This window comes from Neptunomonas sp. XY-337, from assembly GCF_004959845.1.
GTDB lineage: Bacteria > Pseudomonadota > Gammaproteobacteria > Pseudomonadales > Balneatricaceae > Neptunomonas > Neptunomonas marina.
Genome location: NZ_SPLL01000001.1, coordinates 35,144 through 59,956 on the forward strand (window position 1 = coordinate 35,144; position 24,813 = coordinate 59,956).

General features: G+C 49.3%; 30 protein-coding genes and 1 pseudogene. 18 read left to right on the forward strand and 13 right to left on the reverse strand.

Annotated features, from left to right (window positions below; translation table 11 throughout):
- The first annotated feature begins 39 nt into the window (after positions 1-39).
- The 4 genes from E4L36_RS00195 to E4L36_RS17760 all read left to right on the forward strand — a co-directional run bounded on the left by E4L36_RS00195 (position 40) and on the right by E4L36_RS17760 (position 1,936).
- On the forward strand, positions 40-615 hold the full coding sequence (locus tag E4L36_RS00195) for an HTH domain-containing protein (protein ID WP_136678475.1): 576 nt from the start codon (positions 40-42) through the stop codon (positions 613-615).
- A gap of 144 nt (positions 616-759) precedes the next feature.
- Positions 760-1,143 carry a hypothetical protein gene (locus E4L36_RS00200; protein ID WP_136678476.1) on the forward strand — a complete coding sequence of 128 codons (384 nt, stop codon included), beginning with the start codon at positions 760-762 and terminating at the stop codon, positions 1,141-1,143.
- Positions 1,144-1,248: 105 nt separating this feature from the next.
- Positions 1,249-1,554, forward strand: a complete 306-nt coding sequence (locus E4L36_RS00205) for a hypothetical protein (RefSeq protein ID WP_136678477.1) — start codon at positions 1,249-1,251, stop codon at positions 1,552-1,554.
- A gap of 235 nt (positions 1,555-1,789) precedes the next feature.
- Positions 1,790-1,936: a hypothetical protein gene (locus E4L36_RS17760; RefSeq protein ID WP_169051429.1), complete on the forward strand. Its 147-nt coding sequence runs from the start codon at positions 1,790-1,792 to the stop codon at positions 1,934-1,936.
- Between the two features lie 61 nt (positions 1,937-1,997).
- Here the strand turns inward: E4L36_RS17760 and E4L36_RS00210 are convergent.
- Positions 1,998-2,456 (reverse strand): annotated as a pseudogene (locus tag E4L36_RS00210) (transposase); the annotation flags it as partial.
- Positions 2,457-2,537: 81 nt separating this feature from the next.
- Here E4L36_RS00210 and E4L36_RS00215 point away from each other — a divergent pair.
- Both E4L36_RS00215 and E4L36_RS00220 read left to right on the forward strand, forming a co-directional pair.
- The gene (locus E4L36_RS00215; protein WP_136678478.1) at positions 2,538-2,807 is read left to right on the forward strand and encodes a DUF1778 domain-containing protein; all 270 of its coding nucleotides are present in this window, start codon (positions 2,538-2,540) and stop codon (positions 2,805-2,807) included.
- Complete coding sequence (locus E4L36_RS00220; RefSeq protein ID WP_136678479.1) at positions 2,804-3,337, forward strand: GNAT family N-acetyltransferase; 534 nt, start codon at positions 2,804-2,806, stop codon at positions 3,335-3,337. Before E4L36_RS00215 ends, E4L36_RS00220 begins: the two co-directional genes overlap by 4 nt.
- 62 nt (positions 3,338-3,399) lie before the next feature.
- Here E4L36_RS00220 and E4L36_RS00225 read toward each other — a convergent pair whose 3' ends face one another.
- Together E4L36_RS00225 and E4L36_RS00230 are read right to left on the reverse strand one after the other, a co-directional pair.
- On the reverse strand, positions 3,400-3,654 hold the full coding sequence (locus E4L36_RS00225; RefSeq protein ID WP_136678480.1) for a Txe/YoeB family addiction module toxin: 255 nt from the start codon (positions 3,652-3,654) through the stop codon (positions 3,400-3,402).
- Positions 3,651-3,902, reverse strand: coding sequence for a type II toxin-antitoxin system prevent-host-death family antitoxin (locus E4L36_RS00230; RefSeq protein WP_127693752.1), 252 nt, complete (start codon positions 3,900-3,902; stop codon positions 3,651-3,653). Before E4L36_RS00230 ends, E4L36_RS00225 begins: the two co-directional genes overlap by 4 nt.
- Before the next feature lie 307 nt (positions 3,903-4,209).
- Between E4L36_RS00230 and E4L36_RS17935 the strand changes: the two genes are divergently transcribed.
- On the forward strand, positions 4,210-4,434 hold the full coding sequence (locus E4L36_RS17935) for a GFA family protein (RefSeq protein ID WP_240770649.1): 225 nt from the start codon (positions 4,210-4,212) through the stop codon (positions 4,432-4,434).
- Positions 4,435-4,608: 174 nt separating this feature from the next.
- Positions 4,609-5,226: a LysE family translocator gene (locus E4L36_RS00240; protein ID WP_136678481.1), complete on the forward strand. Its 618-nt coding sequence runs from the start codon at positions 4,609-4,611 to the stop codon at positions 5,224-5,226.
- Between the two features lie 125 nt (positions 5,227-5,351).
- Here the strand turns inward: E4L36_RS00240 and E4L36_RS00245 are convergent, their stop codons facing one another.
- Complete coding sequence (locus E4L36_RS00245) at positions 5,352-6,080, reverse strand: RNA methyltransferase (protein ID WP_136678482.1); 729 nt, start codon at positions 6,078-6,080, stop codon at positions 5,352-5,354.
- Positions 6,081-6,392: 312 nt separating this feature from the next.
- On the opposite strand from E4L36_RS00245, the gene rlmE reads away from it, so the two are divergent.
- On the forward strand, positions 6,393-7,013 hold the full coding sequence (gene rlmE / locus E4L36_RS00250; RefSeq protein WP_127693748.1) for a 23S rRNA (uridine(2552)-2'-O)-methyltransferase RlmE: 621 nt from the start codon (positions 6,393-6,395) through the stop codon (positions 7,011-7,013).
- 5 nt (positions 7,014-7,018) lie between these two features.
- Here the strand turns inward: rlmE and rluF are convergent, their stop codons facing one another.
- A complete protein-coding gene (gene rluF / locus E4L36_RS00255; RefSeq protein WP_136678483.1) occupies positions 7,019-8,074 on the reverse strand; it encodes a 23S rRNA pseudouridine(2604) synthase RluF in 1,056 nt (351 codons plus the stop codon).
- Positions 8,075-8,515: 441 nt separating this feature from the next.
- Here rluF and E4L36_RS00260 point away from each other — a divergent pair, with 441 nt between their 5' ends.
- The 4 genes from E4L36_RS00260 to E4L36_RS00275 all read left to right on the forward strand — a co-directional run bounded on the left by E4L36_RS00260 (position 8,516) and on the right by E4L36_RS00275 (position 11,264).
- Complete coding sequence (locus E4L36_RS00260; RefSeq protein ID WP_136678484.1) at positions 8,516-8,857, forward strand: Fis family transcriptional regulator; 342 nt, start codon at positions 8,516-8,518, stop codon at positions 8,855-8,857.
- 268 nt (positions 8,858-9,125) lie between these two features.
- Positions 9,126-9,548 carry a hypothetical protein gene (locus E4L36_RS00265; RefSeq protein WP_136678485.1) on the forward strand — a complete coding sequence of 141 codons (423 nt, stop codon included), beginning with the start codon at positions 9,126-9,128 and terminating at the stop codon, positions 9,546-9,548.
- 82 nt (positions 9,549-9,630) lie between these two features.
- Positions 9,631-10,161: a GNAT family N-acetyltransferase gene (locus tag E4L36_RS00270; RefSeq protein ID WP_136678486.1), complete on the forward strand. Its 531-nt coding sequence runs from the start codon at positions 9,631-9,633 to the stop codon at positions 10,159-10,161.
- Positions 10,155-11,264 (forward strand): agmatine deiminase family protein, encoded by a 1,110-nt coding sequence (locus tag E4L36_RS00275; RefSeq protein ID WP_136678487.1) that lies wholly within the window; start codon positions 10,155-10,157, stop codon positions 11,262-11,264. The genes E4L36_RS00270 and E4L36_RS00275 overlap by 7 nt, the downstream gene beginning before the upstream one ends.
- A gap of 11 nt (positions 11,265-11,275) precedes the next feature.
- On the opposite strand, the gene E4L36_RS00280 is transcribed toward E4L36_RS00275, so the two are convergent.
- Positions 11,276-11,860: a TetR/AcrR family transcriptional regulator gene (locus tag E4L36_RS00280; protein ID WP_169051430.1), complete on the reverse strand. Its 585-nt coding sequence runs from the start codon at positions 11,858-11,860 to the stop codon at positions 11,276-11,278.
- Positions 11,861-11,873: 13 nt separating this feature from the next.
- On the reverse strand, positions 11,874-12,713 hold the full coding sequence (locus E4L36_RS00285) for a DUF6544 family protein (protein WP_136678489.1): 840 nt from the start codon (positions 12,711-12,713) through the stop codon (positions 11,874-11,876).
- Positions 12,714-12,982: 269 nt separating this feature from the next.
- Here E4L36_RS00285 and E4L36_RS00290 point away from each other — a divergent pair, with 269 nt between their 5' ends.
- Positions 12,983-13,390 (forward strand): DCC1-like thiol-disulfide oxidoreductase family protein, encoded by a 408-nt coding sequence (locus E4L36_RS00290; RefSeq protein WP_136678490.1) that lies wholly within the window; start codon positions 12,983-12,985, stop codon positions 13,388-13,390.
- A gap of 45 nt (positions 13,391-13,435) precedes the next feature.
- Here the strand turns inward: E4L36_RS00290 and E4L36_RS00295 are convergent, their stop codons facing one another.
- The 3 genes from E4L36_RS00295 to dctP all read right to left on the reverse strand — a co-directional run bounded on the left by E4L36_RS00295 (position 13,436) and on the right by dctP (position 16,481).
- Positions 13,436-14,737, reverse strand: a complete 1,302-nt coding sequence (locus E4L36_RS00295) for a TRAP transporter large permease (RefSeq protein ID WP_127693740.1) — start codon at positions 14,735-14,737, stop codon at positions 13,436-13,438.
- Positions 14,734-15,396 (reverse strand): TRAP transporter small permease subunit, encoded by a 663-nt coding sequence (locus E4L36_RS00300; RefSeq protein WP_136678491.1) that lies wholly within the window; start codon positions 15,394-15,396, stop codon positions 14,734-14,736. Before E4L36_RS00300 ends, E4L36_RS00295 begins: the two co-directional genes overlap by 4 nt.
- 80 nt (positions 15,397-15,476) lie before the next feature.
- Positions 15,477-16,481, reverse strand: coding sequence for a TRAP transporter substrate-binding protein DctP (gene dctP, locus E4L36_RS00305; RefSeq protein WP_136678492.1), 1,005 nt, complete (start codon positions 16,479-16,481; stop codon positions 15,477-15,479).
- A gap of 264 nt (positions 16,482-16,745) precedes the next feature.
- On the opposite strand from dctP, the gene E4L36_RS00310 reads away from it, so the two are divergent.
- Positions 16,746-17,651, forward strand: a complete 906-nt coding sequence (locus E4L36_RS00310; RefSeq protein WP_136678493.1) for a LysR family transcriptional regulator — start codon at positions 16,746-16,748, stop codon at positions 17,649-17,651.
- Between the two features lie 53 nt (positions 17,652-17,704).
- Here E4L36_RS00310 and E4L36_RS00315 read toward each other — a convergent pair whose 3' ends face one another.
- Complete coding sequence (locus E4L36_RS00315) at positions 17,705-18,478, reverse strand: SDR family oxidoreductase (protein WP_136678494.1); 774 nt, start codon at positions 18,476-18,478, stop codon at positions 17,705-17,707.
- Positions 18,479-18,578: 100 nt separating this feature from the next.
- Here E4L36_RS00315 and E4L36_RS00320 point away from each other — a divergent pair, with 100 nt between their 5' ends.
- The 3 genes from E4L36_RS00320 to E4L36_RS00330 all read left to right on the forward strand — a co-directional run bounded on the left by E4L36_RS00320 (position 18,579) and on the right by E4L36_RS00330 (position 22,789).
- Complete coding sequence (locus E4L36_RS00320) at positions 18,579-19,484, forward strand: LysR substrate-binding domain-containing protein (protein ID WP_136678495.1); 906 nt, start codon at positions 18,579-18,581, stop codon at positions 19,482-19,484.
- Between the two features lie 163 nt (positions 19,485-19,647).
- A complete protein-coding gene (locus E4L36_RS00325) occupies positions 19,648-20,937 on the forward strand; it encodes an NAD(P)/FAD-dependent oxidoreductase (RefSeq protein ID WP_136678496.1) in 1,290 nt (429 codons plus the stop codon).
- Between the two features lie 13 nt (positions 20,938-20,950).
- On the forward strand, positions 20,951-22,789 hold the full coding sequence (locus E4L36_RS00330) for an ABC transporter ATP-binding protein (RefSeq protein ID WP_136678497.1): 1,839 nt from the start codon (positions 20,951-20,953) through the stop codon (positions 22,787-22,789).
- On the opposite strand, the gene E4L36_RS00335 is transcribed toward E4L36_RS00330, so the two are convergent.
- Positions 22,786-23,262: a methylated-DNA--[protein]-cysteine S-methyltransferase gene (locus E4L36_RS00335; RefSeq protein WP_136678498.1), complete on the reverse strand. Its 477-nt coding sequence runs from the start codon at positions 23,260-23,262 to the stop codon at positions 22,786-22,788. The two genes, E4L36_RS00330 and E4L36_RS00335, sit on opposite strands and share 4 nt — an antisense overlap.
- 3 nt (positions 23,263-23,265) lie before the next feature.
- Complete coding sequence (locus tag E4L36_RS00340; RefSeq protein ID WP_136678499.1) at positions 23,266-24,675, reverse strand: AlkA N-terminal domain-containing protein; 1,410 nt, start codon at positions 24,673-24,675, stop codon at positions 23,266-23,268.
- Between the last annotated feature and the right edge of the window lie 138 nt (positions 24,676-24,813).

Genomic DNA, 24,813 nt, shown 5'->3' on the forward strand with positions numbered 1-24,813 from the left:
CCGGTTACATCAGCGTTATGTTAATCGAGGAAGTATCGAGTGACTTGGAAAGAAGCAATAATAGAGATTTTGCGCCAAAATAATGCGGCAATGCATTACCTGGATATAACAGAAAAAATTGTAGAGCAACATTTGGTCAGCTTTAGTGGTAAAACACCGCACAACACGGTAAGTAATACATTAACGACAACTATTAAAAAGTTTGGCTCTGAATCCCCTTTTGTGTATTTCGGTGACGCAATTTATGGGCTCAATGGTAGCTCTAATGAAATTTTGAATAATGATGAATCGACAGAACAAAAGTTTGTCGAGGGCAGTCAAAAAACAGTGTATGTGAACCGATATGAACGTAATGCTAAAGCTAGGAAAGAGTGCTTAGAGCATTATGGTCACAAATGTTGGGTCTGTGGTTTCGACTTTGAGCAAACTTACGGGAAAGACATTGGAAAAGGTTTCATTCATGTGCACCATATTGTGGAATTGGCTTCAATTGGTTCAGAATATGAAGTTAATCCGATCACTGACTTGATCCCACTTTGCCCAAATTGCCACGCAATGGTTCACCGAAAAGTACCGGCAATGAGCCCTCAGGAATTGAAGAAAAAATTAACATAACAAAGCATTTAAGAGTGATTCTCAACGCTTGGCATTTTTCATTCTATCGTTAAGTTCAGTGTTTACGGTGGTAAGGTTAAGTTTCGTGGTCGCGTTGTTCACACCTTAATGCGGCGTTAGATCGAAAAAAAAAAGGGAAATTTTATGTCGTTAAGTAGAATAGAGTGGGGGGCAATCGCATCCGTTATTTCAGGTGCAGTTTGGCTTGGAACGTTGCAAGGTACACTAAACAACCTTGATCCAAAAGAGATAAAAGAAGAGACAAATAAGTCTGTTTTAGCAATACGTAATGTTACATCAGAATTATCCCGCAGCTTAGAAAACAACTCCATTACGACGAACCTAGAGAGCATTACCTATGAAAAGTGCGGCAATTCCGGTTCAACAGGATTAAGATGTGAAAAAACTTGTCCCAAAGGAAGTGTATTGGTTGGATTGAACTTTGGTGGTGATGATGGTGGAGGAGGAGAAATCGCATATATTCACCTCAAATGTGCTCCGCTAATAGTCAACAGTTCACCTAAATAATGATCTAACAAGCTGCATCACAAAGCTGCTTCGCAGCTCGGACAACCTACACTACGTTTCGGTTGCCGGTGTGCACGGCGTTATGTGTTTTAAGCAAGGGTAACCATGACAATAAAATATATAATTGATGAAGATTGTGAGAATGTAACTTCCAATGAAGTTTGTGATAATGAATTTCACCAGTTAAAAGTCTCTGTTGATGAAAGAAATTCAGATATATACCTGAGTTTTAGTAGTAGAGAGTCAATGAGGGATTTTGCGTTGAGCTTACTGCATGAAAGTGCATATGGCTCAGGGTGGGCTGAATTATATCCATTAGGTTTTGAAGGTAAACAACTAGTTGTGAATGGCGTCAGGCTTAGCCCAGATAGTTCACGTATATTTATTGATTACCCTAAAGCAAAGAAATAATAAAAGTGCAGTGTAAATGGGTGGGTGGTGGTATTTTACTCATAGCTAAAATCTTCATGATCACAGTCAATAACACATAACAATGCACAGCACTTTGCTCCCTCCGGTCGCGGGACGCTCGCAAGCTCGCGCCCGTGTGCTTGGCGTTGGTATGACTCCCACTGTCAAATTTGAGCACAGCTATACCTGCTTTTTTTAAGCCCTTCTGTCTAACTAAATAGAGTTCATGCATCGAATGAGGCCGGTAATTTCGTCGGTTTTCATGCTGGTATTCGTGGATTACTCATTCTTCAATGAGCAGCGCCTACCTTACTTATTCCGTCGTGGCACCGATCTTCAGTCTATGTTCGTGGATCAACTGCTGACGCAGCTGCCTGCCTAACGCCGTCGGAGATTATGCCACTGCCGTGGCCTGATCCCATGCACGAACTCTAAACCTGTCATTATGCGGGAACCCTCGCTAATCTTTTCGTTGGATCAACGGGCGATAAAACAACCTCTCTAGCGATAGCCCAGATATATGCAATCATCTCCCGTGCAATAGCCGTGACAACGACGTTGTAGTGCTTACCGCGCTTCATGAGGCGTTGATAACGGCGACATAGCCTCAGTTGAGCTTGCCATCCTATATCGACAATCTCTTTACTGAGGGATTCTTGTCGTACCTGTAATTCTGTAGAGATATTTGCGCTGTAACGATAGCTGTGTGCGCCTTCGATCAGTAAGCGCCTTGCACGGCCATTACCGCACTTGGTGATGCTACCTTGCCGCCTGTGCCCACCACTGGAATGTTCACTTGGTACTAAGCCCAGATAACTCATCAGTTTTCGTGGGTGATCAAAACGGGTGAGATCACCTAATTCTGCAACAACGCCAACAGACTATATCTCGATCCGTAAAACTTCCGTACAAATTGAGTGCGCTTTAAGTTTGCACTATAATCATCCATGATATACGGAATATATCCGTACATAGGAGGAGTTATGGCAACTGCACGTTTAGATATCCGCCTTGATGAAGAGATCAAGGCAAAAGCCGAAAAAGCATCGGCTTTACTTGGTTTAAAAAGCCTTACTGAATATGTTGTGAGACTTATGGACGAAGATGCGACTCATGTTATTGAAGAGCATGAAAGTACTATGGTCAAAGACAGTGTCTTTGATGAGTTTATGGCTGCGTGTAATAAAGCGAAAGCTCCGAATCAAGCTTTGCTTAATGCTGCCAAATTTACAGATGAGAGCGGCATTAAGTGAGTTGGGGTAAAGAGTTCGTAGAACTTAGTAAATCAAAGCATGACCGCAACTCATTTGATTGTGGTGAGCAAGAGGTAAACACATTTATCAAAACCCAAGCTGCAAAGCACATGCAAGCAGGTATTAGCCGAACAATGGTTTTACCTAGTGGTCAACCAATGCTCAATCAAAAATTCGCTATTTGTGCATTTTATAGTGTTGCCCCGAGCTCTATCAGCCGGGAAACATTACCAGAGCAACTAGCAAAGAAGCTTCCTAGATACCCAATCCCAGTTTTTCTTTTGGCTCAATTAGCTGTGCACAAAGAGTTTCATGGCTCTGGACTCGGAAAGGTGAGCCTTATTCGTGCCCTGAAATACTTGTGGGAAGTCAATCATCACATGCGGGCGTACGCAATTGTTGTGGACTGCCTTACAGATTCAGCTCAAGCGTTCTATACGAAGTTTGGCTTTGGAGTGTTGTGTGAACATAACGGACGTATTCGTATGTTCTTACCAATGAAAACGGTAGAACAGGCTTTTAATCAATAGGCTACGAATATACAAGTAATCCAAGGGAGGCAGTAAACAACGCCTCTTTATTTGGCGTGGCGCTAGTAGTGGTAGCGTAATTGAGCGATAAGAAGCGAATTATCGTGAACTTTGTAAACGATTCTGTGCTCATCGTTAATACGTCTAGACCAGTAGCCAGAAAGGGCATGTTTAAGTGGTTCTGGTTTACCAACACCTTCAAAAGGATTTCGCTTGATTTCCTTAATCAGCGTATTGATCCGCTGTAAAATTTTTTTATCAGTTTTTTGCCAGTGTAGGTAATCCTCCCATGCCTTTTCTGCAAAAATTAGCTTCACTCAATCAATTCCTTTTCTTGGCCGTTTCCAGCTTCAAGTTCAGCAATAGACTCAATCAGCCGTTGAGTGTTTTTGGGGCTTCGTAATAGATAAGCTGTTTCTTCAAGTGCTTGGTAGTCATCCATAGAGATCATAACTACGGCACCTTCTCCCTTACGGGTAATTGCAATTGGCGCATGGTCATCGCAAACTCGATCCATGGTTTTGGCAAGGTTACTTCTGGCTGCGGTATAGCTTATGCTGTTCATAAGTTGAATCCTGTACATGTACTTAATTCTGTACCTATTGTAGGCTCGCATAACCCGTTTATCAATCCTCGCCAACACGTTGGCCGGGCCTACACACGCTGTGGGTTCAGGCCGTATATAAAGGAGAAGCTATGGCTAATTATTTGGGCTCGTGTTTGTGTGGTACGGTAAAGTTCGAAGTGCAAGGTGATTTTGATAGCTTCTATTTGTGCCATTGTAAACATTGCCAAAAGGATACCGGCTCTGCTCACGCGGCAAATTCTTTTCAACGTCAGCTAAGTTGGTGTGGCAGTCGGGTGAGGATGTAGTGGCTTCTTTTACACTGCCAAACACTCATCACAATAAGAGCTTTTGTCAGTTGTGCGGTTCGGCAATGCCAAGCGTTCAGGCTGCGGGTTTGCTCGTTGTCCCTGCAGGGAGCTTGGACACCGACATTTCCATTTCGCCAACGGCACATATCTTCTTATCTAGCAGAGCGGCTTGGGATGACAAGTTGGGAAGCGCACCACAATTTGAGAGGCTGCCAGAGTGAGCCTCCATAATCTGCGAAACGCAGCCGTGCTTACCTGCGTTTCGGTACGCTGCAAAGCCAAGCGCTATGCGTGGTAAAAGTGTTACTGGTTTTTAAGTAGAGCCCGACACGCGCAATCAACAATTCGTCTTCGGCACTAGGTCAGTAAAATCGGTCGTTTATTGAGGTAATGTTGTGGAAATCTGGAAGTTACTGCTCTTTATGCCTGTGTGTTTTGCACTCAATATGACGCCAGGCCCAAACAATCTATTATCTATGAACAATGCGCGATGTTATGGCTTCAAGTCAGCCTTTATCGGGGGGCTTGGCCGCATTGCTGCATTCTCGGTAATGATCGTATTGGCGGCTTCAGGTTTAGCTGTTGTTCTTTATGCGTCTGAGATTCTGTTTCTAACTATTAAGGTGGTGGGTGCTGTCTACTTGTTGTGGATCGCCTTTAATCTTTGGTCATCAGAGGTAAGCCCTCTCTCTGGAAGGGGAGGCCGTCTCAACCGGCTAGGTTTAGCTAAACAAGAATTTTTGTTAGCTGCTGGTAACCCAAAGGCGATCTTAATTTTTACCGCCTTTCTGCCGCAGTTTGTCGATACATCGGCGAGTGTAAATGAGCAGTTCTTGGTTTTAGGAGCAACGTTCTTAGTGCTAGAAATGGGTGCGATATCGGTTTATGCCATATTCGGAATCTACCTAAGGCAGTGGTTCTCTAAGCCCGAAATGGCGAAGCGCTTTAATCGAGCCTGCGCGGGTTTTTTAGCTGCCTCTGGCGCAAGCCTGTTGCTAAGCCGCCAGCAGTAGCAGCTATAGGTGATCCCTTAGCGCTGGGCTGGCGTAAAGCTAGCCTGTTACGGCGTTAAATTACCGGGTGGTTTGCTGCAGACAGAGCAATACCTATGTACGCTTTAGGTAAAAGGGTAAATACACTAGCGGTTAAGTTCGTAGGCGCACATATTGACGGCGGTTGCGAGGTTTAGCGATTCCAAAGCTCCGCTGCCGTGTATCGAAAAGGCTTGCACGTTTAACGCTGCTAGCTGCTCGCGGGGCACGCCTCGTGCTTCATTCCCAAAGATAAAACACTGGTGCTCAGTAAATGCAGGGGCAGACAGTTCAGTGCCTTTAATATCTAAGCAGGCGAACCGATCAAAACGTGTTTGTAGATCACTCAGCGAGACATCCACCTCAATCGGTACATGAAAAATCGCTCCCATGCTGGCGCGCACCACTTTCGGGTTGAAGGGGTCTACGCTGTTGGGGCTGAGTACACACGTAAAGCCACCAAACCACGCTAATGTGCGCAAAATGGTGCCCAAGTTGCCGGGATCTTGTATCTCGTGTAAGTAGATGGTACGTGGTTGAGCAGTGTTGGAGGGCTGGAGTAATGCAGCACTGAGCGGCACCACTGCAACAATCCCTTGGGGCGATTTGGTGTCGGAGATTTTCTGCATCTGTTTATCAGAGATCTGCAACTGCTCAAGCGTGGTTTCGAAAACCCCATAGCTTTCGCTGGTATACACTTTGGCAGCCGCTAACAACGGGTTGGTTTTTGCAGCTTTTTCCAACTCTAGAATAAGGTGTTCGCCCTCCACCAGAAAATAACCTAGCTCAGTGCGGTACTTTTTTTGATGTAGCTTTTTAATGTCGTCCAGCTTCATGGGCGTCTCTTTGGTTTTAGCTTAGGTTTCTATGGTGGTTTTCACTGCCAAGGGCGTTGTTCACCCGATTCGCCAGCATGGTTGTGGCGGTTGATACGGCTATGTTGCCGTCATCAGTGCGGTGACTAAACGTCTGGAACAGTGAAGGCGTTAATCGCTCTTAATGCCAGCGGGCGCCATTGTACCTGAAGCCTGCGCTTCGAAATATCTTCTGAGTAAACAAAAAGCCATGTGGCAGCCAGCCGGAGCAAGGTGGTGTATAATGCGCGCCTTTGTTAAACCCACCTTTGTGTAAGTTCCCAGAGTAGCAATATGGCAAGATCTAAAAGCAGTAATCAATGGCTCAGTGAGCATGTCAATGACCCTTATGTAAAGCGCGCGCAGGTTGATGGCTACCGCTCGCGTGCTAGCTATAAGATCCTCGAGTTGATTGACAAGGATAAGCTCATAAAACCCGGTATGGTGGTGATGGATCTGGGAAGTGCGCCGGGTGGTTGGTCGCAGGTGGTGGCACCTTTGGTGGGTGATAACGGCCGTGTCGTGGCGTCTGATATCCTCCCGATGGATGCCTTACCCGGCGTTGATTTTATCCAAGGTGATTTCACCGAAGATGCCGTATTTGAAGACATTATGGCTTTGCTAGGGGACTCTCCAGTGGATTTGGTGATCTCTGATATGGCACCTAATATCAGTGGCGTTAAAACCGCCGACCAAGCATCGTCTATGTATTTGGTTGAGCTTGCGCTAGATATGGCGCGGCAGGTGCTCAAACCCAATGGCAGCTTTGTGGTGAAGGTTTTCCAAGGCGAGAGCTACGACGAATACCTCAAAGATGTGCGTACATCCTTCAATAAAGTGGTCATCCGTAAACCTGATGCTTCTCGTCCTCGCTCGCGCGAAGTTTACTTGGTCGGCAAAGGCTTCAAAGGCTAATTCGTCTAGCGGCGGCGTTTACCGGGCTTTGACGAGCTAGCTTTGGACTGAGTACCGCGTTGCTGGCTGCGTCCTGCCGCTTTTTTACTGGGGCGCGCACCGGCATGTTTTTTACCTGCGCCTCTTGCTTGCTCACCAGTGGTTTGGCGTGAAGTTTTTGAGGCAGGTTTTCGGCTACCGGGTTTGTTTTTCCCATCCGATGTTCTTGGCTTTGCTGAGCCTTGGCCGCGGGGCTTGGTGCTATTACCAGAGCGGCTAGAGCCACCGGCCCGTGACTGCTTAGCGCCGTTTTGCGGTCTGCCACGTCTTTGCGAGCTTTTACGTCCAGCTGGTGCTTCAGACGAAGAGCTCGCTACGGCGTCCAGTAAGGTTTTAAGCTCTTTCTCGGTCAGGTCGCGCCACTCACCAACCGGTAGGCCTTTCAGATCGACATTCATGATTCTGAAGCGCTCAAGGCTCACCACCTCATAACCAAAATATTCACACATCCGGCGAATCTGTCGGTTCAGGCCTTGAACTAGCGTGATCTTAAAGGCTGTTGGGCTAGTTTTAACCACCTTGCACTTTTTGGTTTTAGTACCGAGTATCGGCACGCCGTTCGACATACCTTCAATAAAATCATCGTGAAACGGCTTGTTAACAGTGACCAGATACTCTTTCTCGTGCTCATTACCTGCGCGCAGTATCTTGTTGACCAAGTCGCCATTGTTGGTAAGAAAGATCAAGCCCTGAGAGTCTTTATCTAAGCGCCCGATAGGGAAGATACGGGTGCTATGGCGGACAAAATCAACGATATTATCGCGCTCGCTGCTCTCAGTGGTACTCACAATACCCACCGGCTTATTCAGTGCGATAAAGACTAAATCTTCCGCTTCACGCGCTTCGATCAGCTGGCCATTGACCTTAACCACATCGCCAGGTGAAACCTGATCGCCCACCTTGGCGCGTTTCCCATTTAAGTAAACATTGCCCTGTTCAATAAAACGGTCGGCCTCACGACGCGAGCAAATACCACTTTCACTAATGTATTTATTCAGGCGCATGGAGAAAGAATCGAACATAGACATTTCACTTGATGAAAAAAAGGTGGGCCATACTAGCATATCGCACGTGCCTGAGCATCTGCGCACAGCGAATTCGAGCCACAACGGGGCTGTCAATCGACTTCAGCCAAAAGTAGAGCAACGCTTGGTGCTAGATGTATTTTGCTATCCATGTGTGATCTCGCAGGTAACCCACCGTAACGACACAACCCAGCTTGTGTCGTGATCTGATTCAGCAATGGCGCTTCATGGGTATGTTGATAGACGCTAGCTTTAATACGAAGGAGTAGCCCGTATGCACCACACTGTTTAACGGTTATTTTTTGCGATTTACTTAGACGTCGTAGCTAGTTATAGATAGATATGAACATGAAGAGAAAGTATGTAAAAATTGTTTCTCATATAAGCTAGTTAACGATATCTGGCTGTGAACTTTAAGAGCTTTTAGGCGGCAGAGTAATGAGAAAGACCGATAAGAAAATTGATAATGCTATAAGAGGGGCGTTGACTGAGGTTTGTGAGGCGGCTATTGGTAATTTTGAAGGTTTTAAGTGGCTGACTCATGTCGTAGATTATAACTGTTTTCCTAAATCCTTATTGGTTGTTTGCGTTTTTGAAACTAATGACCAGCTGTCTAGCTTCTTGCGAAATAAAAAAGATACTGAGGTCTTTGACCTAATAAAATTTCATCTTAAAGATATACCCTTAAATATTAAAGATATAAGCAAGCATGTTGACTTTGATACAGAGGAAAACTGCACAAATAAAAATAATGGAAATTGGCGCGAGCGCTTGCATTAAATCATACTTTTCAAGGCGGTGAGATCAGGCCGCTTGAATGGGGTGCTGGATGCCTTTCAGACCTCTTATTAAAGGGGGAGGTGTGTTTGGGATGTTTTTTATTAATATAATATTTTTAATTTAGGTTTTTCATATTTTTATGCTGGTTATCTCCATATGGTGGTAATTATAAAAACTGATAGGTATTTTTAAAGTGCTAGAGTTAAAGTAATAGCTAGGTGTTTTTCATTAGCGTTTTCGCGTAACTAATCGACTATGGGGGTTAAGAATGAAGAAAATAGTGGCCGTAGCTTCTCTATTATTCGCATGCTCAGCTAGTGCTGCGCCAATTACCGATATCGCTGGTACAAAGGCTTTGTGTGGTAAAGCGGCTGAAGCCTTTGGTTCTGGTGACCCCAAAGCTTCCATCAATCTCCTCAAGCCGCATTGGCCATTGCCCACCGAAGAGATCGATAATCTAGCTTATCAGTCAGAATCTCAGTTAAAAATGGTGACATCGCGCTTTGGCAAGGTGCTTGGCTCAGATTACGTCAGTAGTAAGGTAGCCGGTAACAGCTTTGTTCAGCATATTTATATAGGTAAGTTTGAGAAGCACGCTGTGAGATTCCTTTGTGTTTTCTACAAACCTAAACAGGAGTGGATAGTCAACGCAGTATTTTGGGATGATCAAACACCGTTGCTGTTTGAGTAAAGCAGCTTGCAACGTTTGCAAAACGTGTGTGCACGTGTGATGTGCGTGGTTTATTTTAGCCCCCTAATGGAAGCCATAGAAAATGGACATACGAGTACCTCAAACGCTTGAAACAAAGCGGCTCTGGCTGCGCCAGTTTGAAAATAGCGATTGGATAGATCTTCATAAGTACTATTCAGACCCTAGCGCAACGGCATTCACCACGGGGCGAGCGTTCTCGGAAGGTGAAACGTGGCGTGCTATGGCGGGAATGGTGGGGCATTGGCAACTGCACGGCTATGGCCCATACGCTGTTGTTGAAAAAGTGAGCAACTCCGTACTTGGAACGGTTGGCTTTTGGTATCCGAATGATTGGCCAGCTCCAGAGATTAAATGGGCTTTGGCTCCAGAATATTGGGGGCGTGGCTTTGCCAAGGAAGCTACGTTAGCCGTTCAAGAAGCCGCCCGAGAGTATCTTTCAGATCTGCCGCTTATTAGTTTTATCCATGCGCAGAACATGCCCTCCATTAGGTTGGCACAAGCAGTTGGCGCGACCTTTGAGAAAGAGGTTGAGTTTCGTGGTGGCATTTGGCACATCTACCGCCACCCAAGCGTAGCGCAAAGTTCATGTTAGCTCGGCGCGCATTTCTGCAGGGAGTCTGCGCAACGGCAGCAGCAAGTTTAGCGTTAAGTGGCAGCTGTCTGGCGTTAGGTACTGAACCCATTGGCTGGTACATGCCCGATGAAAGTGAACCCCATGCACGTACATGGATGGCGTTTGGTGCCAGTGAATCCATTTGGGGCGCAGAGTTGTTGCCTCGGGTACAGCAAGACCTAGCCTCTATTGCCTTGAGTATTGCGCAATATGAGCCCGTTACGATGTTGGTGCGGGCTGCTGACCTTGAAATAGCCCGTCGCTTGATGGGGTCGCAAGTTGAGTTTGTGGTGTGCCCAATTGATGACCTTTGGATTCGAGATACGGGCCCCGTGTTTGTAGTAAGCGAGAGCGGCAAAAAGGGCGCGATCAATTTCAACTTTAACGGCTGGGGAGGCAAGCAGCGCTTCTTAAATGATCGTTATGTTGCCGAATTTGTTGCAGGCCGAGCGAATGCAAAAATGGTGCGTTCAGCGCTGACGCTGGAAGGCGGCGGTATCGAGGTCGATGGCCACGGTACCGCAATTATCACTGAAAGCTGCGTACTTAATAGCAACCGCAACCCAGGGGTTTCCAAGGCGGATTGCGAACGCGAGCTAAAGCTTTTACTGGGCTTGAAAAAGATCATCTGGCTACCCGGAATTAAGGGCAAAGATATCACGGACGGCCATACCGATTTTTATGCGCGCTTCGCTAAACCCGGTACGGTAGTCGCAGCGTATGATGCCGATCCGGCTTCGTTCGACCACGCTGTGACAAAACAGCATTTAGATATTTTGCGCACGGCAACCGATGCACAAGGAAATCTCTTGGATGTGGCAGTTTTAGAAGCGCCAACGCAGCTAAGAAACATGGCCGTTAACGATGATTTTGCCGCAGGCTATATAAACTTCTATCTCTGCAATGGCGCTGTTATTGCGCCTGAATTTGGCGATAAATATGCTGATGCTAACGCTCGTGAGACATTAGCGCGGTTATTTCCTGACCGGGATATTATTCAACTGAATATCGATGGTCTCGCCGCTGGTGGCGGGGGAATTCACTGTACAACGCAACAAGAGCCAGCGATGGAGCGTTTGTAAAGCGCTATGCGTTAGCAAGCAAAGAGCTTTAGGTAAAGTGCAGCTGCGTGTTCCGCCCGTGCGCTAATGTCTGGTTTTGTTAGCGGTGGAATAGAGCCGTCTAGCACTTTAATTTGGCTGTCTTGCAGCAAAAGCCCCAGAAAGTAGTTAAGAGACTGAGTAGCCTCTGAAGAGACAAGGCTTTGCTCAAGGTAGCGGCTGAACTGTGCACCAACCGATAGTGCAACGCGCTGGCGACCATGCTTTTCTAGTATTAACGCTAACTCGGGATTACTGGCGGCCTCAGCAATCACGATGCGATTAATCACAATCGATTGCGGACTCATCAGAAAGGTGAGCAACGCCTCACCAAACGCGGTTAAAAAGCCGGCGGGGTTGTTTGGATGGGCAGAAAAATAGTCTGCAGTTAAGCCTGCTTGATCGGCGTTTTCCGTGACAATCGCTTCAAATAAGCCCTGTTTATTGCCAAAGTGGCGGTAGAGGGTCTCTTTTGATGCGCCTGCGTGGCGGGCTAACGCGTTCATGCTGAACGCCATATTGCCTTGATCGACCAAAAGCTCCATCGCTGCGTTGAGTAGCTGCTCTCTTTTTGACACCTTTTGCCCTGATTTAGTCGTTTGCATAAAGTTGAGTGATGTAGCTTGTGATCTGGCCATCCCAAAACGGGTAGTCGGTACCGTTTGCATGACGAGCGATAACAAACCGATGCGGAATCATCATACCATCTACCAAGCGGTAATCGGAGCGTGCGGCGTATTCGCCCGAGCCGTGATAGGGCGTGTTAAGGTCACCATCGTGTTCTGCGCGCAGATGCACTAACCGGCCCAGCATGTCGATTTTGGCGATCATGCTAGCTTCCAAACCTTTGAACGAGGCGATCACTCGCGCGTGTTCGTTATCTATCGCTTCCCAGCGTATGTATTGGCTTGGGATGAGCGCTTGCGGATAGAGGGGCGATTCGAGCAACCAGCGTCTTAAACTGATCTGATTGAGAGTTGGAGTTGCCGGTTGATCCATCACGGTAAACGCGCCAAAGAGCTTCGCTTTCATCTCCATCTTTCCATCAATGTAGGCATCGTAAGCCGTGGCCCAAACCCCCGGTAATATTGGTGTATCCGCTTCAAACATTAGCGCTGGGACGGCGGGAGCGAGGCTTTGCTTAGCTGTGGTGGGGCTGAACTCCTCATGCTTTGGGCGGCGAAACTCCCCCTGCATGCCAACACGCACCAGCGCTACTGCCGGCACGCCATTGGGAAAGGTATAGGATAAATAGCGCGTAACCGGGGCCGGCACGGTGGCAGAGATTGAGTAGTTGGCGTCTGCCGCTACTGCCGCGTCGTGAACCTGTTGGTGAAACGCAGCGAGCTGGCTGTGTGTTGTTTGATATTGGATGGCGCCATATGCGGCTATACCTGCGGTGACCAGTGCTAGTGCTGTTAGGGCTTTCATCTCAGAGCGTCTCCATTTTGCTATGATATAATCGTACCGTACCGTTCGGTACTGTTTAATCCTAAGTCAGCTACTAGCGCTCGTCAAGCAGGTGATTAGTTTTGCCACTACGGCCTATGTGCTGGTTTGCTGGTTTGCTGGTTTGCTGGTTTGCTGGTTTGCTGGTTTGCTGGTTTGCGTGTTCGGTGGATTCATGCCATCACCTAAAAAGAGATGCACTGCTATCAGTCACATGCTTTACTGCTGAAAAGGCTCTAGGGGGAAGGTGTGTGGCACGCAAAGAGGTACTGCTAATTTATGATCAGGAATGCCCGGCCTGTCACGCGTATTGCCAAGTGGTGAATATCCGCAAAAGTGTGGGGGAGTTAACCATTGTGGATGCGCGCCAACCGAGCAAGGTGATGGAGGAGATCACAGCGCAAGGCTTGGATATCGACCAAGGCATGGTGCTCAAACTGGGCGATCAGCTTTACTACGGAGCTGATGCGATTCACGCGTTGGCGTTAATTGGTAGCCGGTCGGGTTTTCTTAACCGCATTAACTACTGGGTGTTTAGCTCAAAGCAGCGCTCGGCTGTGTTGTATCCGATACTGCGGTCGTTGCGAAATGTGCTGCTCAAGCTATTGAGAAAGCGCAAGATCAATAATCTTGGTGCCGCGGGGAATGATCGCTTTTAACTTGGCATCAAAATAGAGAAGGCGCCGTGATTGGCGCCTTCATGCTTAATAGCCCATCAGTAGGCGGGGTAAGAACAGTGATAGATCCGGCACGAATGTCACCAAAAATACCATTGGCAAATGCCCCAAACAGAGGAACTTAAGCGTCGGCCCGATATAGCGGTCTAACGACAGCTTGCTAACGCCCCCGGCCATATAGAGCATCGGCGCGCACGGCGGTGATACGTTGCCAAGACCTAGGTTTACGCCAACAACGGCAGCAAAGTGGATCGGATCGATGCCAAGCTGTGTAATGATTGGCAAGAAGATAATCGCTGCCAGCACGCTCCCAGAGATATCATCAACAATCATACCGATTAGCAGCAGTAGAATATTGATCATAAACAGTAAGACGTACTTGTTATCGGAGAAGCTCAGCAGCGCTTCGGCGAGCTCTTTTGGTACCTGCTCTAAGATCATGGCGCGGCTCATGATGAACAGGAAGAACAGCACCGCCATGATCGAACCGGTCATTGTTACGGCGCGTACTGTAACGCTCCCCAAGCTGCGTAGCGACATCCCTTTGTAGATAAATAGCCCCACAGGGATGGCATAGATCACGGCAATTGCCGCCGCTTCAGTTGGTGTTGCGATACCGCTGTAGATCGCGCCCAAAATAATAACGGGCATGAGCAACGCGAACGAAGCGCTGTATCCGGTTTTGGCAATATTTTTAACCGACTGCCCCAGCGGTAGCGCAGGTTCAAGCTTGATGTTGGGGTTGTCGCGGACAAACCAAATGTTTAGCGCACAGTAGAGAACTGTCAGAAGGATGCCGGGAATGATCGTCGATAAAAACGCCGCACCCACCGAAAGGCCGCCAGTGATCGAGAAGACAATCATCGGGATGCTTGGCGGAATCAACAACGCCAGTACTGATGAGCACGCCACTAACGCGGTTGCATGGCCCTCTGGGTAGCCCTCGCGAATCATCCGCGGGATCATAATTTGACCAACTGCCGCAATCGCTGCTGAAGAGCTGCCCGAGATCGCACCAAATAGGGCGCAGGTCAGTACGGTTACCGCACCTAAGCCGCCTTTTACGCGGCCAACAATCGCGTTGACAAAGTTCAGCAGCCGCTCGGATATACCGCCTTCTGCCATCAACAGCCCTGCAAAAATGAATAGCGGCAGGGCGAGCAGTGCAAAGCCGCTGGCTGTTTTGAATCCGTGTGGGATAAGAAAGGAGATATTGTTGCCCGTTGTGTAGGCAAACAGCACCGCACCGATGCCAAACGCAAATGCGACGGGAATCTCCATGAGGATAAGAACGACGACAATCGCCATTGCGATAAGAAACAGAGTCATTCGGCTGCCTCCTTCACGTTGCGCGCATGCTTGATGCGTGCAGATAGATCTAAATATTCGTTGATTGCTTCAAGTAGGAAGTAGCCCACCATCATGGCGAAGCCGATAATCATGCTGCCGCTCCAAAGACCACGCGGCCATTGTAGGTTGATACTCATACGGCCTTTGCCGATGACAAAAAACGCATATTTGCAGGCAAAGTAGCCGAAGATGCAGGCAGCGATCATACAAACCACAGAGCCGACAAACCTAATGGTGCTGACTTTGATGGGGTCATGCACCACCAAGCTGACGATGCCGCCGTGGATATGCTCGCGCTGACGGGTGGCATATCCCATGCCCAAGAAATAGATCCATACACCCAGCAGCACGGCTGCTTCTTCGATGCCGGTGAAGGGTGACTCGAAACCATAGCGCAGCACAATCTGGACAAACATCAGAGACGCAAGGCCAAGGCATGCGGCTATCATTAGTGTGCAAAATATCCCGTTTAACAGGCGCTCGAATTGCACCAGCACGCGGCCCAGTGCGCTGCTTTGCTCGGGGACAACAGCATGCAGGTGGGGCGGTAGAGGATGATTGCTGAGATTAGGGTCGTAGTCGTAAATTTTGGTGTCGCCAACCGATGTGCGTTCGGCGGGCTCGGTAGTGTTGCGCATAACATGGATCCTTTCAAAACGAATAGCAGAGGGCTCACTGGCGTTAAGCCAGCAAGCCGCGTGTGAATTTATTCGTCAGATCAGTTGATGCCGGCGATCTTGCGCATCATATCCATGATTTCAGAGCCAACGACCTTCTCCATGTAAGGCCATTCGTTGGCGTAAAGCAGCTCTTTGGCTTTGTTGCGTTGCGCGTCTGTTAGCTCAACCACGTCGATGCCGTAATCGCGCACCTGTTGCAGGTAGCCGTTATCGATACGCTCTGCTTCTGTCCATACCCAAGCTAGCGTCTCATCTGCAGCGGCACGCATCTTATTACGCTCAGCTTCTGGTAGGTCTTCCCACCAATCCTTGTTTACAACCCAGAACGCGTGCTCAAAGTAATCACGCGTGAGGATGTAGCTTTGCAGCACATCGCGCATCTGCCAGATCTCTACCGCAGGGCCAAAGGCGCGGCCATCAACGGTGCCAAGCTGCAGGGCGGTGTAGAGCTCTGCGAATGGCATCGGTACGGCAGAGAACCCCCAGTTTGCAAAACGCTCGATCGCCAACGGTGTTGGTACAACGCGCATCTTGATGCCAGCCGCATCTTCTGGGAAGTTGGTCGGGACTTTATCCACGCCTTTGCGCATGGTGATGGAGCCAAAGCCGGTAGGAATCAAGCCCAATACGACAAGGTCGTTATCGGCCATGATCTCGTTATACACGTTGAGCATGGGGCCATTTGGACCATAGGCTTTACGTGCTGATTCCCAATCGTCTACCACATAACCGAGCCATGTTAGGTCTAGGCGCGGGTCAAACTCAGATGCGCCATAGGTGATTGTCATGGGAATAACCCCCTGCATCGCCTGCTCGAACTGAGATGTCCAGTCTCCTAGGTCGCCACCTGGGTGGTATTCAGGGCTATATGCCGATTGGCGGGCTTTGAGGTTATCGATAAATTTTTCGGAGGCGGAGTGGAAGATGTGATCTGTTGTCATCGCTTGGGCAAAGATGAAATCTTCGCCCGCCTGAGCTGTGCTGAGGGAAACAGATGTTGCAAGAACACAACCAGAAATTATCGTTTTAATAGTATTTTTCATGATCGGTACGACCCCATTATTTATATCTTTTATATTGGTCTCTGTAGGCGCTGACCTGTGTCGAAGTAGCGCTTCATTTACTATGCGCAGGGGCGAAAAAGGGTTAAATATGAAATTTCTTTCTTTCAGGTAAGTAATTGCTTAACTTAAAAACGACTAATGTTTGTTACAGTTATCTGACTAGTGATAGAAGATATTTGCGTGAATTCGCGTCTGATCGGGTGTTTTAGTGGTTGCTAATGGTGGTGTAAGCCGAGAATTTTTATGAAAAAAGTGAAAAAGTTTACCGGCCAGTTGGGCGATGTAGATCTGCGTATGTTGCGGATCTTTAAAACCGTTGTTGAGTGCGGTGGTTTCTCGGCGGCAGAGGTGTCGTTGAACATCACGCGCTCGGCGATCAGTCTATCGATGTCGGATTTAGAGCAGCGTCTAGGGTTTCGGTTGTGCCAGCGTGGCCGCTCTGGTTTTGCGCTAACGGAAGAGGGGCAACAGGTATTTGATTACACCTTGCAACTGCTTTCATCCCTCGAAACCTTTCGCACGCAGGTTAATACTCTGCATACCCAGTTGGTGGGCGAACTGAATATTGGTATCACTGACAACCTAGTGACGATGCCGCATATGACACTCACCAATGCGCTGGCAGGCTTAAAGCAGCAGGGGCCAGATGTGAGTATCAATATCCGCATGATTCCCCCTAGCGAGATCGAATTGGGGGTACTGGATGGCCGTCTGCATGTGGGGGTGGTGCCAACACTGCGCGCATTGCCGGGGCTCAACTATTACCCTCTGTATGGGGAGCGCTCGCAGCTTTACTGTGCGGCTTCACATCCATTATTTACGCTGCCAGACGAGCACATTGATATTGCCGCATGGGATGCGGTGATGCCTGCCTATGCGCAAACGCCAGAGATTAAGTCTTGCTATCAAGCGCTGAAAACCTCCGCTACCGCCACTGACCGTGAGGGGGTTGCCTTCCTGATTCTAACGGGCCAATACATCGGCTACTTGCCCGAGCATTTGGCCCAGCGCTGGGTATCTGAAAAACGGATGAGGGCAGTGTGCCCCGATGAGTTTAGTTTTGATACGCAGTTTTCGGTGATTACGCGCAAAGGCGCACGCTTCAACTTGGTATTAGATACTTACCTAGAGCACCTAGGCGTTAAATAGGCCTGCCCGATAGGAAGTATTGCTCTGCTTGCAGGCAAGCAGAGCAATAAGGGTTACCGCAGCGCTTCGCTGATGCTTTTGCTCAGCGGTGTCGTGTTGCGCCCTAATAACTGGCTGAGTGTTTGGCTGTTATCCTCTAACCAGCCACGTGATGCGTGATCTTCAGCATCAGCTAACGCACCAGCAAACCCTTCAGGCAGACCAATATTTACCAATAGCGCAGCAAACTCCTCTTTTGGCATATTGCTGTAAGGAATCTCTTTACCGCTTTGCTCAGATGTTAGCACAGCTGCCGCGGCCTCTGCGTAGTCTTTACGTGCCGCTGTCGAGAAGCGGCCTTGCGCTGCCGCACCCGCCACCGCACCGGCCTGTAAGATACCCGGAACGCTCTGAGTGTAATTCTCGGTATACCAGCCATTACGTAGAATCACCGCCGGTAACCCCGAAGCTTTGATCCGTGCTTCTGTTTCTTTGTGTTCTTGAGCCAGCATTAGCGGTGATGTATCGGCCTTCAAAATACTGGTGTAGACAAACAGCTCAAGGTTAGCGTTTTTAGCAGCATCAATCACCGCTTGATGTTGGGGTACCCGCTGGCCCACCTCACTTCCAGAGATCAGCAGGAGCTTGGTAACCCCTGCCAATGCATCGCCAAGCGTTGCGCTTTGGTTGTAATCAGCTGTGCGTACCGTCACACCAAGGCTTTTTAGATGCTCGGCTTTAGCGGGGTCACGTACTAGCGCCACGATATCTGCGGCAGGAGTGGTTTTTAAAAGGCTTTGGATAACGTGTTGGCCAAGCTGGCCGTTAGCGCCGGTAACAGCAATCATCGTCATGCTCCTAATCGATTTGTAGGTAAGATTCATAAGCAGTATGCGCTAAGCTCAGTGTTATCATAAGTAGGTCAACTTGGGATAAGGAGTTCGGGTTTTGAGTACAATTGAATTTTCCCATCTGCGTTTGCTTGCGGTGTTTGCAACGGTGGTGGAGTGCGGCAGTTTTGCGGGTGCTCCGCGTAAACTGCACAGTAGCCGCTCCCGAATTAGCGAGCAGGTTGCCCAGTTGGAGAAAGACCTTGGCGTGCGCCTTTTGCAGCGCTCAACGCGGCAATTAAAGATCACGCTAGAGGGGCAGCAGGTGTATGCGCAAGCGCGGCAGCTACCTGAAATCTTAAGTGGAGTTGAGGCTGCGGTCACCGCGCAAGTACCCAGCGGGCGTGTTGCGATTACGATGAATCACGACATCGCTCACAAGTACTTACTCCCTGTGCTGAGAGATTTTCAGGCGCACTATCCGCAGGTTGAGTTGGACCTTATCCTCAATGACAGCCGGTTAGACCTAATCAGCGAGCAGATCGATCTAGCAATACGGATTGGTGTTCCTCGGGATGATTCGGTGATTGCTCGGGTTTTGCATCAGGAAACATTCGGTTTGTTTGCAAGCCCGGAGTACCTCGCGCGGCACGGCACACCTAACACACTGGCTGATCTGCACCAGCATAGTTGGATTAACTTTCATACCCCTAGTATCAATGTGGTGGGGCTACAAGAGCACGGCAAGTATATCGAAATTGAACCGCGCTACTGCTACCGCTGTAATTCACCTTTGATGATGCAGCAGATGGTACTCAATGGTTTAGGGATTGGCGCGCTATTGCCCACCACGGTACATAGTGAAATCGCCGCTGGACGCTTAGTGCAGTTGGTGCCCTCGGTCAGCAGTGAAACGGTGGTGTTCTCCTTGGTGTATCCATCACGGCGCCAAATTCCGCCGCGCACGCGTGCCGTGATCGACTATCTTTTAGCCGCAGATATGTTTGCCACGCGATCAATATGATCGAAAGTACCAACGGTCTGTTGCATGAATCGCCCAAAGTTAGGTCGATCAGAGTATAGATTTGTAGCGTCTAACAGGAGTAAGCTGCATTTTCAATGAAATAGGTCAGGCGAGGGCGTTTTTATAAGCGTTTTCGCCTGACTCTATTTTAAGGAAATGTAAGATGAAAACGATTGTTGTAGTAGGAGGCGGAGCAGGCGGTTTAGAGCTTGCGACTAAGCTAGGCGATAAATTAGGTAAGAAACAGCGCGCAAAGATCATCTTAGTGGATCGTAGCCGCACGCACATCTGGAAACCATTGCTGCATGAAGTGGCTACTGGCTCGCTCGACACTGAAACCGACGGTGTGGTGTACCGTGCTCATGCCAGATCACACGGCTATGAGTTCCAATTAGGTACGATGATTGGGATCGATCGTGAAGCCCAGCGCATTCAGTTAGACAGCATCGTTGACGAAGAGGGCGTTGAGATTGTTCCTGCGCGCCAGCTGGCTTACGACACACTGGTGCTTGCGGTAGGCAGTGTCAGCAATGATTTCGGCACACCGGGCGTTAGCCAACACAGCTACTTCTTAGACTCGCACCGACAAGCCAGTAAGTTCCACCAAGCGCTTTTAAACCAGTTCTTGCGCCTTAATCAGGGTGATAGCGAAGCGACATTGAGTTTAGCGATTGTGGGTGGCGGAGCCACGGGTGTTGAGCTTTCTGCGGAGCTTTACCATGTGGTTGGGCTACTGCGTATGTATGGCATGCCGGGCATCCGTAAAGATCAACTCAAGGTGATGCTCATTGAAGCCAGTCCGCGCATCTTGCCAGCACTGCCTGATCGTATTGCGCAATCTGCCCGCGAAGAGTTACAGCGCTTGGGCGTTGAGCTGCGCGAGAACACCCGCATCACCGAAGCCACCGCACAAGGGTTTATGACCGCTGACGAGGAAGCGATCAATGCGGACCTAACGGTTTGGGCGGCTGGCGTGAAAGCGCCGCCTTTTATTCAAGCCTGTGGTGCATTTGAAACAAACCGAGCGGGGCAAATTCTCGTAGAACCTACACTACAAAGCGTTGATGATGCGGCGATCTACGTGATCGGCGACTGCTGCGGTTGCCAACAAGCGGATGGTAGTTGGGTGCCGCCAAGAGCGCAGTCTGCCCACCAGATGGCGACGTTGGTATATCGCAACATTCTGGCGCAGGAGAACAACAAGCCGTTGCAGGATTATGTCTACTCCGATTACGGATCGCTTGTTAACCTAAGCAAATACAGCACCGTGGGGAGCCTGATGGGTAACCTCACCAAAGGCTCGATGTTTGTTGAAGGTCGAGTTGCCCGCTTTGTTTATATCTCTCTTTACCGTATGCACCAGATTGCGATTCATGGCTGGTGGCGCGGTACGCTAAGCATGATTGCACGCAAGATTGGCAGTACAATCAAGCCCAAACTTAAATTGCACTAGATAAGGAATGTAGATGTTCGCGTTTTTTGAACGCTTGGTTGCTCCGTTTCCCGACCGGGAGGCAGAGCAGCCCCCCAAAGGCCTCATCGCTTTTTGCCGCCACTACACGCAAGGCTGTGAGCGTTACTTGATTATCATGTCGCTGCTCTCTGCCGCGATCGCAATAGCCGAGGTTACTCTGTTCGGCTTTCTGGGTGATTTGGTGGATTGGTTGGTCAATCAATCACCTGAAACCCTGTTTTCTGATGAATGGCCCACATTGCTGGCGATGTCGCTGGTGGTGTTGGTATTGCTACCGGGTCTTGTCTTGTTGCACGGCTTGATCGTCCATCAAACGTTGCTTGGCAACTACCCCATGGCGATCCGCTGGCTTAGCCATAAGTACCTGCTCAAACAGAGCGTGTCGTTCTACAGCGATGATTTTGCTGGGCGTATTGCCACCAAAATGATGCAGACCTCCCTCTCCATTCGTGAAGCGGTGATGAAGCTGCTTGATGTATTGGTGTTTGTTACGGTCTATTTCTTGGCGATAATCTTTGTAGTGGCACAGGCTGACTGGCGTTTGATGATTCCGATGCTGGTATGGTTTGGCGCTTATATCGGCATCCAGCTTTATTTTATTCCCAAACTAAAGCGTATCAGTACCGAGCAGGCAGATGCTCGCAGTGTGATGACGGGGCGGATTGTAGACAGCTATACCAATATCCAAACCGTTAAGCTGTTTGCGCACACTGAACGCGAGGCTGACTATGCCGAAGAGAGCATGACCGGCTTTTTAGATACCGTTTATCGCCAAATGCGCTTAGTAACCGGTTTAAACTTCTCGGTCCAGTTTATCAACTATGCATTGGCGTTCTCTGTGGCAGCACTGTCCCTTTGGTTATGGACAGAAAACGCCATCAGTGTGGGTGTTATCGCCGTAGCGGTCAGTTTGGCCTTGCGGGTAAACGGCATGGCGCAGTGGATTATGTGGGAGATCGGTTCGCTGTTTGAGCATATCGGCACGATTGTGGATGGTGTCTCGACACTATCGAAACCGCAATCAGTGGTTGACCAACCCGATGCCCGTGCGCTTGAAGTGCCACAAGGTGAAGTTGACTTCCGCAGCGTGACATTCCACTACGGTAAAGGCTCGGGCGTTATGGAAGGGCTTGATCTTGCCATTAAACCCGGTGAGAAGATCGGTGTAGTAGGCCGCTCAGGGGCAGGTAAATCGACCCTCGTGAACCTGCTGCTGCGCTTTTACGATGTTGAGTCGGGCCGTATTTTGATCGATGGGCAGGATATCAGCACCGTATCCCAAGAGAGCTTGCGTAAGCAGATTGGTATGGTGACACAAGATACCTCGCTGCTGCACCGCTCGGTGCGTGAAAACATCCTCTATGGTCGTCCTGATGCCAGCGAAGCTGAGCTATTAAGCGCAGTCACGCGGGCGCAAGCGCTAGACTTTATCAATGATCTCACCGACCCCAACGGCAATACCGGCTTTGAAGCGCAAGTGGGTGAGCGAGGTGTAAAACTCTCTGGCGGGCAGCGTCAGCGTATTGCCATTGCGCGTGTGCTGTTAAAAGATGCGCCCATTTTGATTTTGGATGAGGCCACATCGGCGCTGGATTCTGAAGTCGAAGCAGCGATTCAAGAGAGCTTGTATCAGTTGATGGAGGGCAAAACGGTTATCGCGATTGCGCACCGGCTCTCGACTATTGCGGCGATGGATCGCCTGATCGTGATGGATGGCGGCGAGATTGTCGAGCAGGGTTCCCACCAAGAGCTGGTGGCCAAAGGTGGCATCTACGCCAAGCTTTGGGCCCACCAGACTGGCGGCTTCCTTGGTTTAGATACAGAAGACTAAACCAGTGTGTAATCGGAGTGAGCGGCTTCATGCGCGAGCAGCCACTCCTTTCTTGATAACCCGCCAGCATAGCCAGTGAGCTTGCCGCTGCTGCCGATCACTCGGTGGCATGGCACCACAATGCTGAGTGGGTTTTTACCATTTGCCATGCCCACCGCACGTACGCTCTTCGGGTTGTCGATTTGGTGCGCGATATCCGCGTAGCTGCAGGTCTCGCCGTAGGGTATCGTGGTGAGTGCTCCCCACACTGACCGCTGAAACTCGGTACCTTCGCCTCCAAGCGGCAGGTCAAACTGCATCAGTTCACCCGCAAAGTATGCTGTTAATTGTGCACATGCCGCGTCCAGAATAGGCGAAGCGTCAGCAACCGCTTCTGGTGCTTCGACAAACAGAATTTCGCGCAATGCGCTATCGTCTGCGCGTAGTACTAGCGTGCCAATCGGTGAGTCTAAGTAGCGAGTAAGGTACGCCATAAGTTACTCCTGTTCCGTGTCTGGAGGTTGATGCCAAAGGTGTTGAGTTAAGTAGCTGCGCCAAGGCGCCGCGCTATCTGGCGAGATCTCTCTATCTAGCGCTTTAATGCGATTCTTTACCCCAAGATCGCCGCCAAGATAGATATCTGGATCGCTGAGTCCGCGCATCTTCGCATAATCTATCGTCCAGGGGCCAATCCCTTTAATGCTCTGCCAATGATCCGGTGACTGCATTGTTGAAGCATCTGTCGCGAATGCTTGGGCAAAAGCCCGTAGGGTTTCCCGTCTCGCATTCGGCATCTTTAAAAATGCAAGGTCGCTATTGGCTAGTGCGGTGGGGGTGGGGAATAGCTTTAATGGCTCTAACTGGTTCAGCGCCGCGCTGTTCAGTGGCTCGCCAAGTTCCGCCACGAGCTGCTCAACAAGCTTTTTAGCGGCAACCACCGAGACCTGCTGGCCTAATATCGCCCGCACGCCTGCTTCAAATAGGCTCCATGTGCCGGGCAAACGTATTCCAGCTGCGATGGGCATAAGAGCGCTAAAGTGCTGCGTGAGGTGTGCATCAATGGTGTGGCTGTCTGCGTCTAGATCAAACAGCCTACGGATATTGCTGCAAACGCTGCGCAGCTTGCTTAAATCATCTAATGCAAGCTCAAGTTTGAAGCGATGCTTTTTAGGTTCAGCACTTAAGCGAAATACACCTTTCGCACCTGCCCACTCGAAGCTGCGTGCATAGCTATTGGCTTCTACGACCTCCAGTTGTGCGATGGCACGCCGTGCTAAGAAACCTTGCAGATGTGCCCAGTTGAAGGGCGGGCGATAGCTCATATGGAGGGCTATGGCGCTGCCTTCGCTGCTGTTCTTTTCGCGGCGCATTTCGCTAGGAGACAGTTTCATAAAGCTACGGAAGCAGTCGTTGAAGCGGCGCACACTCTGAAAGCCACTTGCCAAGGCGATATCTGTAATCGGTAGCGTGGTGGTGTGCAGTAGCTGTTTGGCCATCAAGCACTGCTGGTACTGGGCATAACGCTTTGGAGCAACGCCAAGATGCTGCTGAAACAGCTGCCGTAGGTAGCGGTCTGTAATGCCTAAGCGGCTTGCCAGCTCAGGCATGCTGGTATCGGAAAGTTCACCCGCATTGATGAGGTTTAATGCACGATCCAGCGTTGTATTCACGCCACGCCACGGGTTGGATCCCGGCGCAGCATCGGGGCGACAACGTAGGCAGGGCCGGTAGCCATCCTCAGCTGCTGCAATGGCGGCTGTGTAATAGCGTACGTTCTCTTCGCGGGGCAGCTGTACAGGGCAGATGGGGCGGCAATAGATACCGGTTGTCTTCACTGCGATAAAAAATTGGCCATCAAAACGAGCATCTCTTGAGAGCCTAGCCTGTCTAAAAATTTCCTGATCCATAGTGTGCTCCAAACTTGAGTTATCAGGTTAAAGCGGCTGCCCGAAAAGCACTAGCCATTTTCGGAACTGTAGGTAATTTGATTCACATATAAACTTTGATCGAGCTTTAATAAATCATTATAATTTATTGAAATTAAT

Bases quoted from the DNA above. Each gene is read 5' to 3' on its own strand.
- E4L36_RS00330 (WP_136678497.1), top strand. From the start codon at position 20,951: ATGTTCGCGTTTTTTGAACGCTTGGTTGCTCCGTTTCCCGACCGGGAG.
- dctP (WP_136678492.1), bottom strand. From the start codon at position 16,481: ATGAAAAATACTATTAAAACGATAATTTCTGGTTGTGTTCTTGCAACA.
- E4L36_RS00285 (WP_136678489.1), bottom strand. From the start codon at position 12,713: ATGAAAGCCCTAACAGCACTAGCACTGGTCACCGCAGGTATAGCCGCA.
- E4L36_RS00270 (WP_136678486.1), top strand. From the start codon at position 9,631: ATGGACATACGAGTACCTCAAACGCTTGAAACAAAGCGGCTCTGGCTG.
- E4L36_RS00335 (WP_136678498.1), bottom strand. From the start codon at position 23,262: ATGGCGTACCTTACTCGCTACTTAGACTCACCGATTGGCACGCTAGTA.
- E4L36_RS00260 (WP_136678484.1), top strand. From the start codon at position 8,516: ATGAGAAAGACCGATAAGAAAATTGATAATGCTATAAGAGGGGCGTTG.
- E4L36_RS00230 (WP_127693752.1), bottom strand. From the start codon at position 3,902: ATGAACAGCATAAGCTATACCGCAGCCAGAAGTAACCTTGCCAAAACC.
- E4L36_RS00300 (WP_136678491.1), bottom strand. From the start codon at position 15,396: ATGCGCAACACTACCGAGCCCGCCGAACGCACATCGGTTGGCGACACC.
- rlmE (WP_127693748.1), top strand. From the start codon at position 6,393: ATGGCAAGATCTAAAAGCAGTAATCAATGGCTCAGTGAGCATGTCAAT.
- E4L36_RS00205 (WP_136678477.1), top strand. From the start codon at position 1,249: ATGACAATAAAATATATAATTGATGAAGATTGTGAGAATGTAACTTCC.
- E4L36_RS00265 (WP_136678485.1), top strand. From the start codon at position 9,126: ATGAAGAAAATAGTGGCCGTAGCTTCTCTATTATTCGCATGCTCAGCT.
- E4L36_RS00310 (WP_136678493.1), top strand. From the start codon at position 16,746: ATGAAAAAAGTGAAAAAGTTTACCGGCCAGTTGGGCGATGTAGATCTG.
- E4L36_RS00315 (WP_136678494.1), bottom strand. From the start codon at position 18,478: ATGATTGCTGTTACCGGCGCTAACGGCCAGCTTGGCCAACACGTTATC.
- rluF (WP_136678483.1), bottom strand. From the start codon at position 8,074: ATGTTCGATTCTTTCTCCATGCGCCTGAATAAATACATTAGTGAAAGT.
- E4L36_RS00215 (WP_136678478.1), top strand. From the start codon at position 2,538: ATGGCAACTGCACGTTTAGATATCCGCCTTGATGAAGAGATCAAGGCA.
- E4L36_RS00200 (WP_136678476.1), top strand. From the start codon at position 760: ATGTCGTTAAGTAGAATAGAGTGGGGGGCAATCGCATCCGTTATTTCA.
- E4L36_RS00295 (WP_127693740.1), bottom strand. From the start codon at position 14,737: ATGACTCTGTTTCTTATCGCAATGGCGATTGTCGTCGTTCTTATCCTC.
- E4L36_RS00245 (WP_136678482.1), bottom strand. From the start codon at position 6,080: ATGAAGCTGGACGACATTAAAAAGCTACATCAAAAAAAGTACCGCACT.
- E4L36_RS00325 (WP_136678496.1), top strand. From the start codon at position 19,648: ATGAAAACGATTGTTGTAGTAGGAGGCGGAGCAGGCGGTTTAGAGCTT.
- E4L36_RS17760 (WP_169051429.1), top strand. From the start codon at position 1,790: ATGAGGCCGGTAATTTCGTCGGTTTTCATGCTGGTATTCGTGGATTAC.
- E4L36_RS00275 (WP_136678487.1), top strand. From the start codon at position 10,155: ATGTTAGCTCGGCGCGCATTTCTGCAGGGAGTCTGCGCAACGGCAGCA.
- E4L36_RS00340 (WP_136678499.1), bottom strand. From the start codon at position 24,675: ATGGATCAGGAAATTTTTAGACAGGCTAGGCTCTCAAGAGATGCTCGT.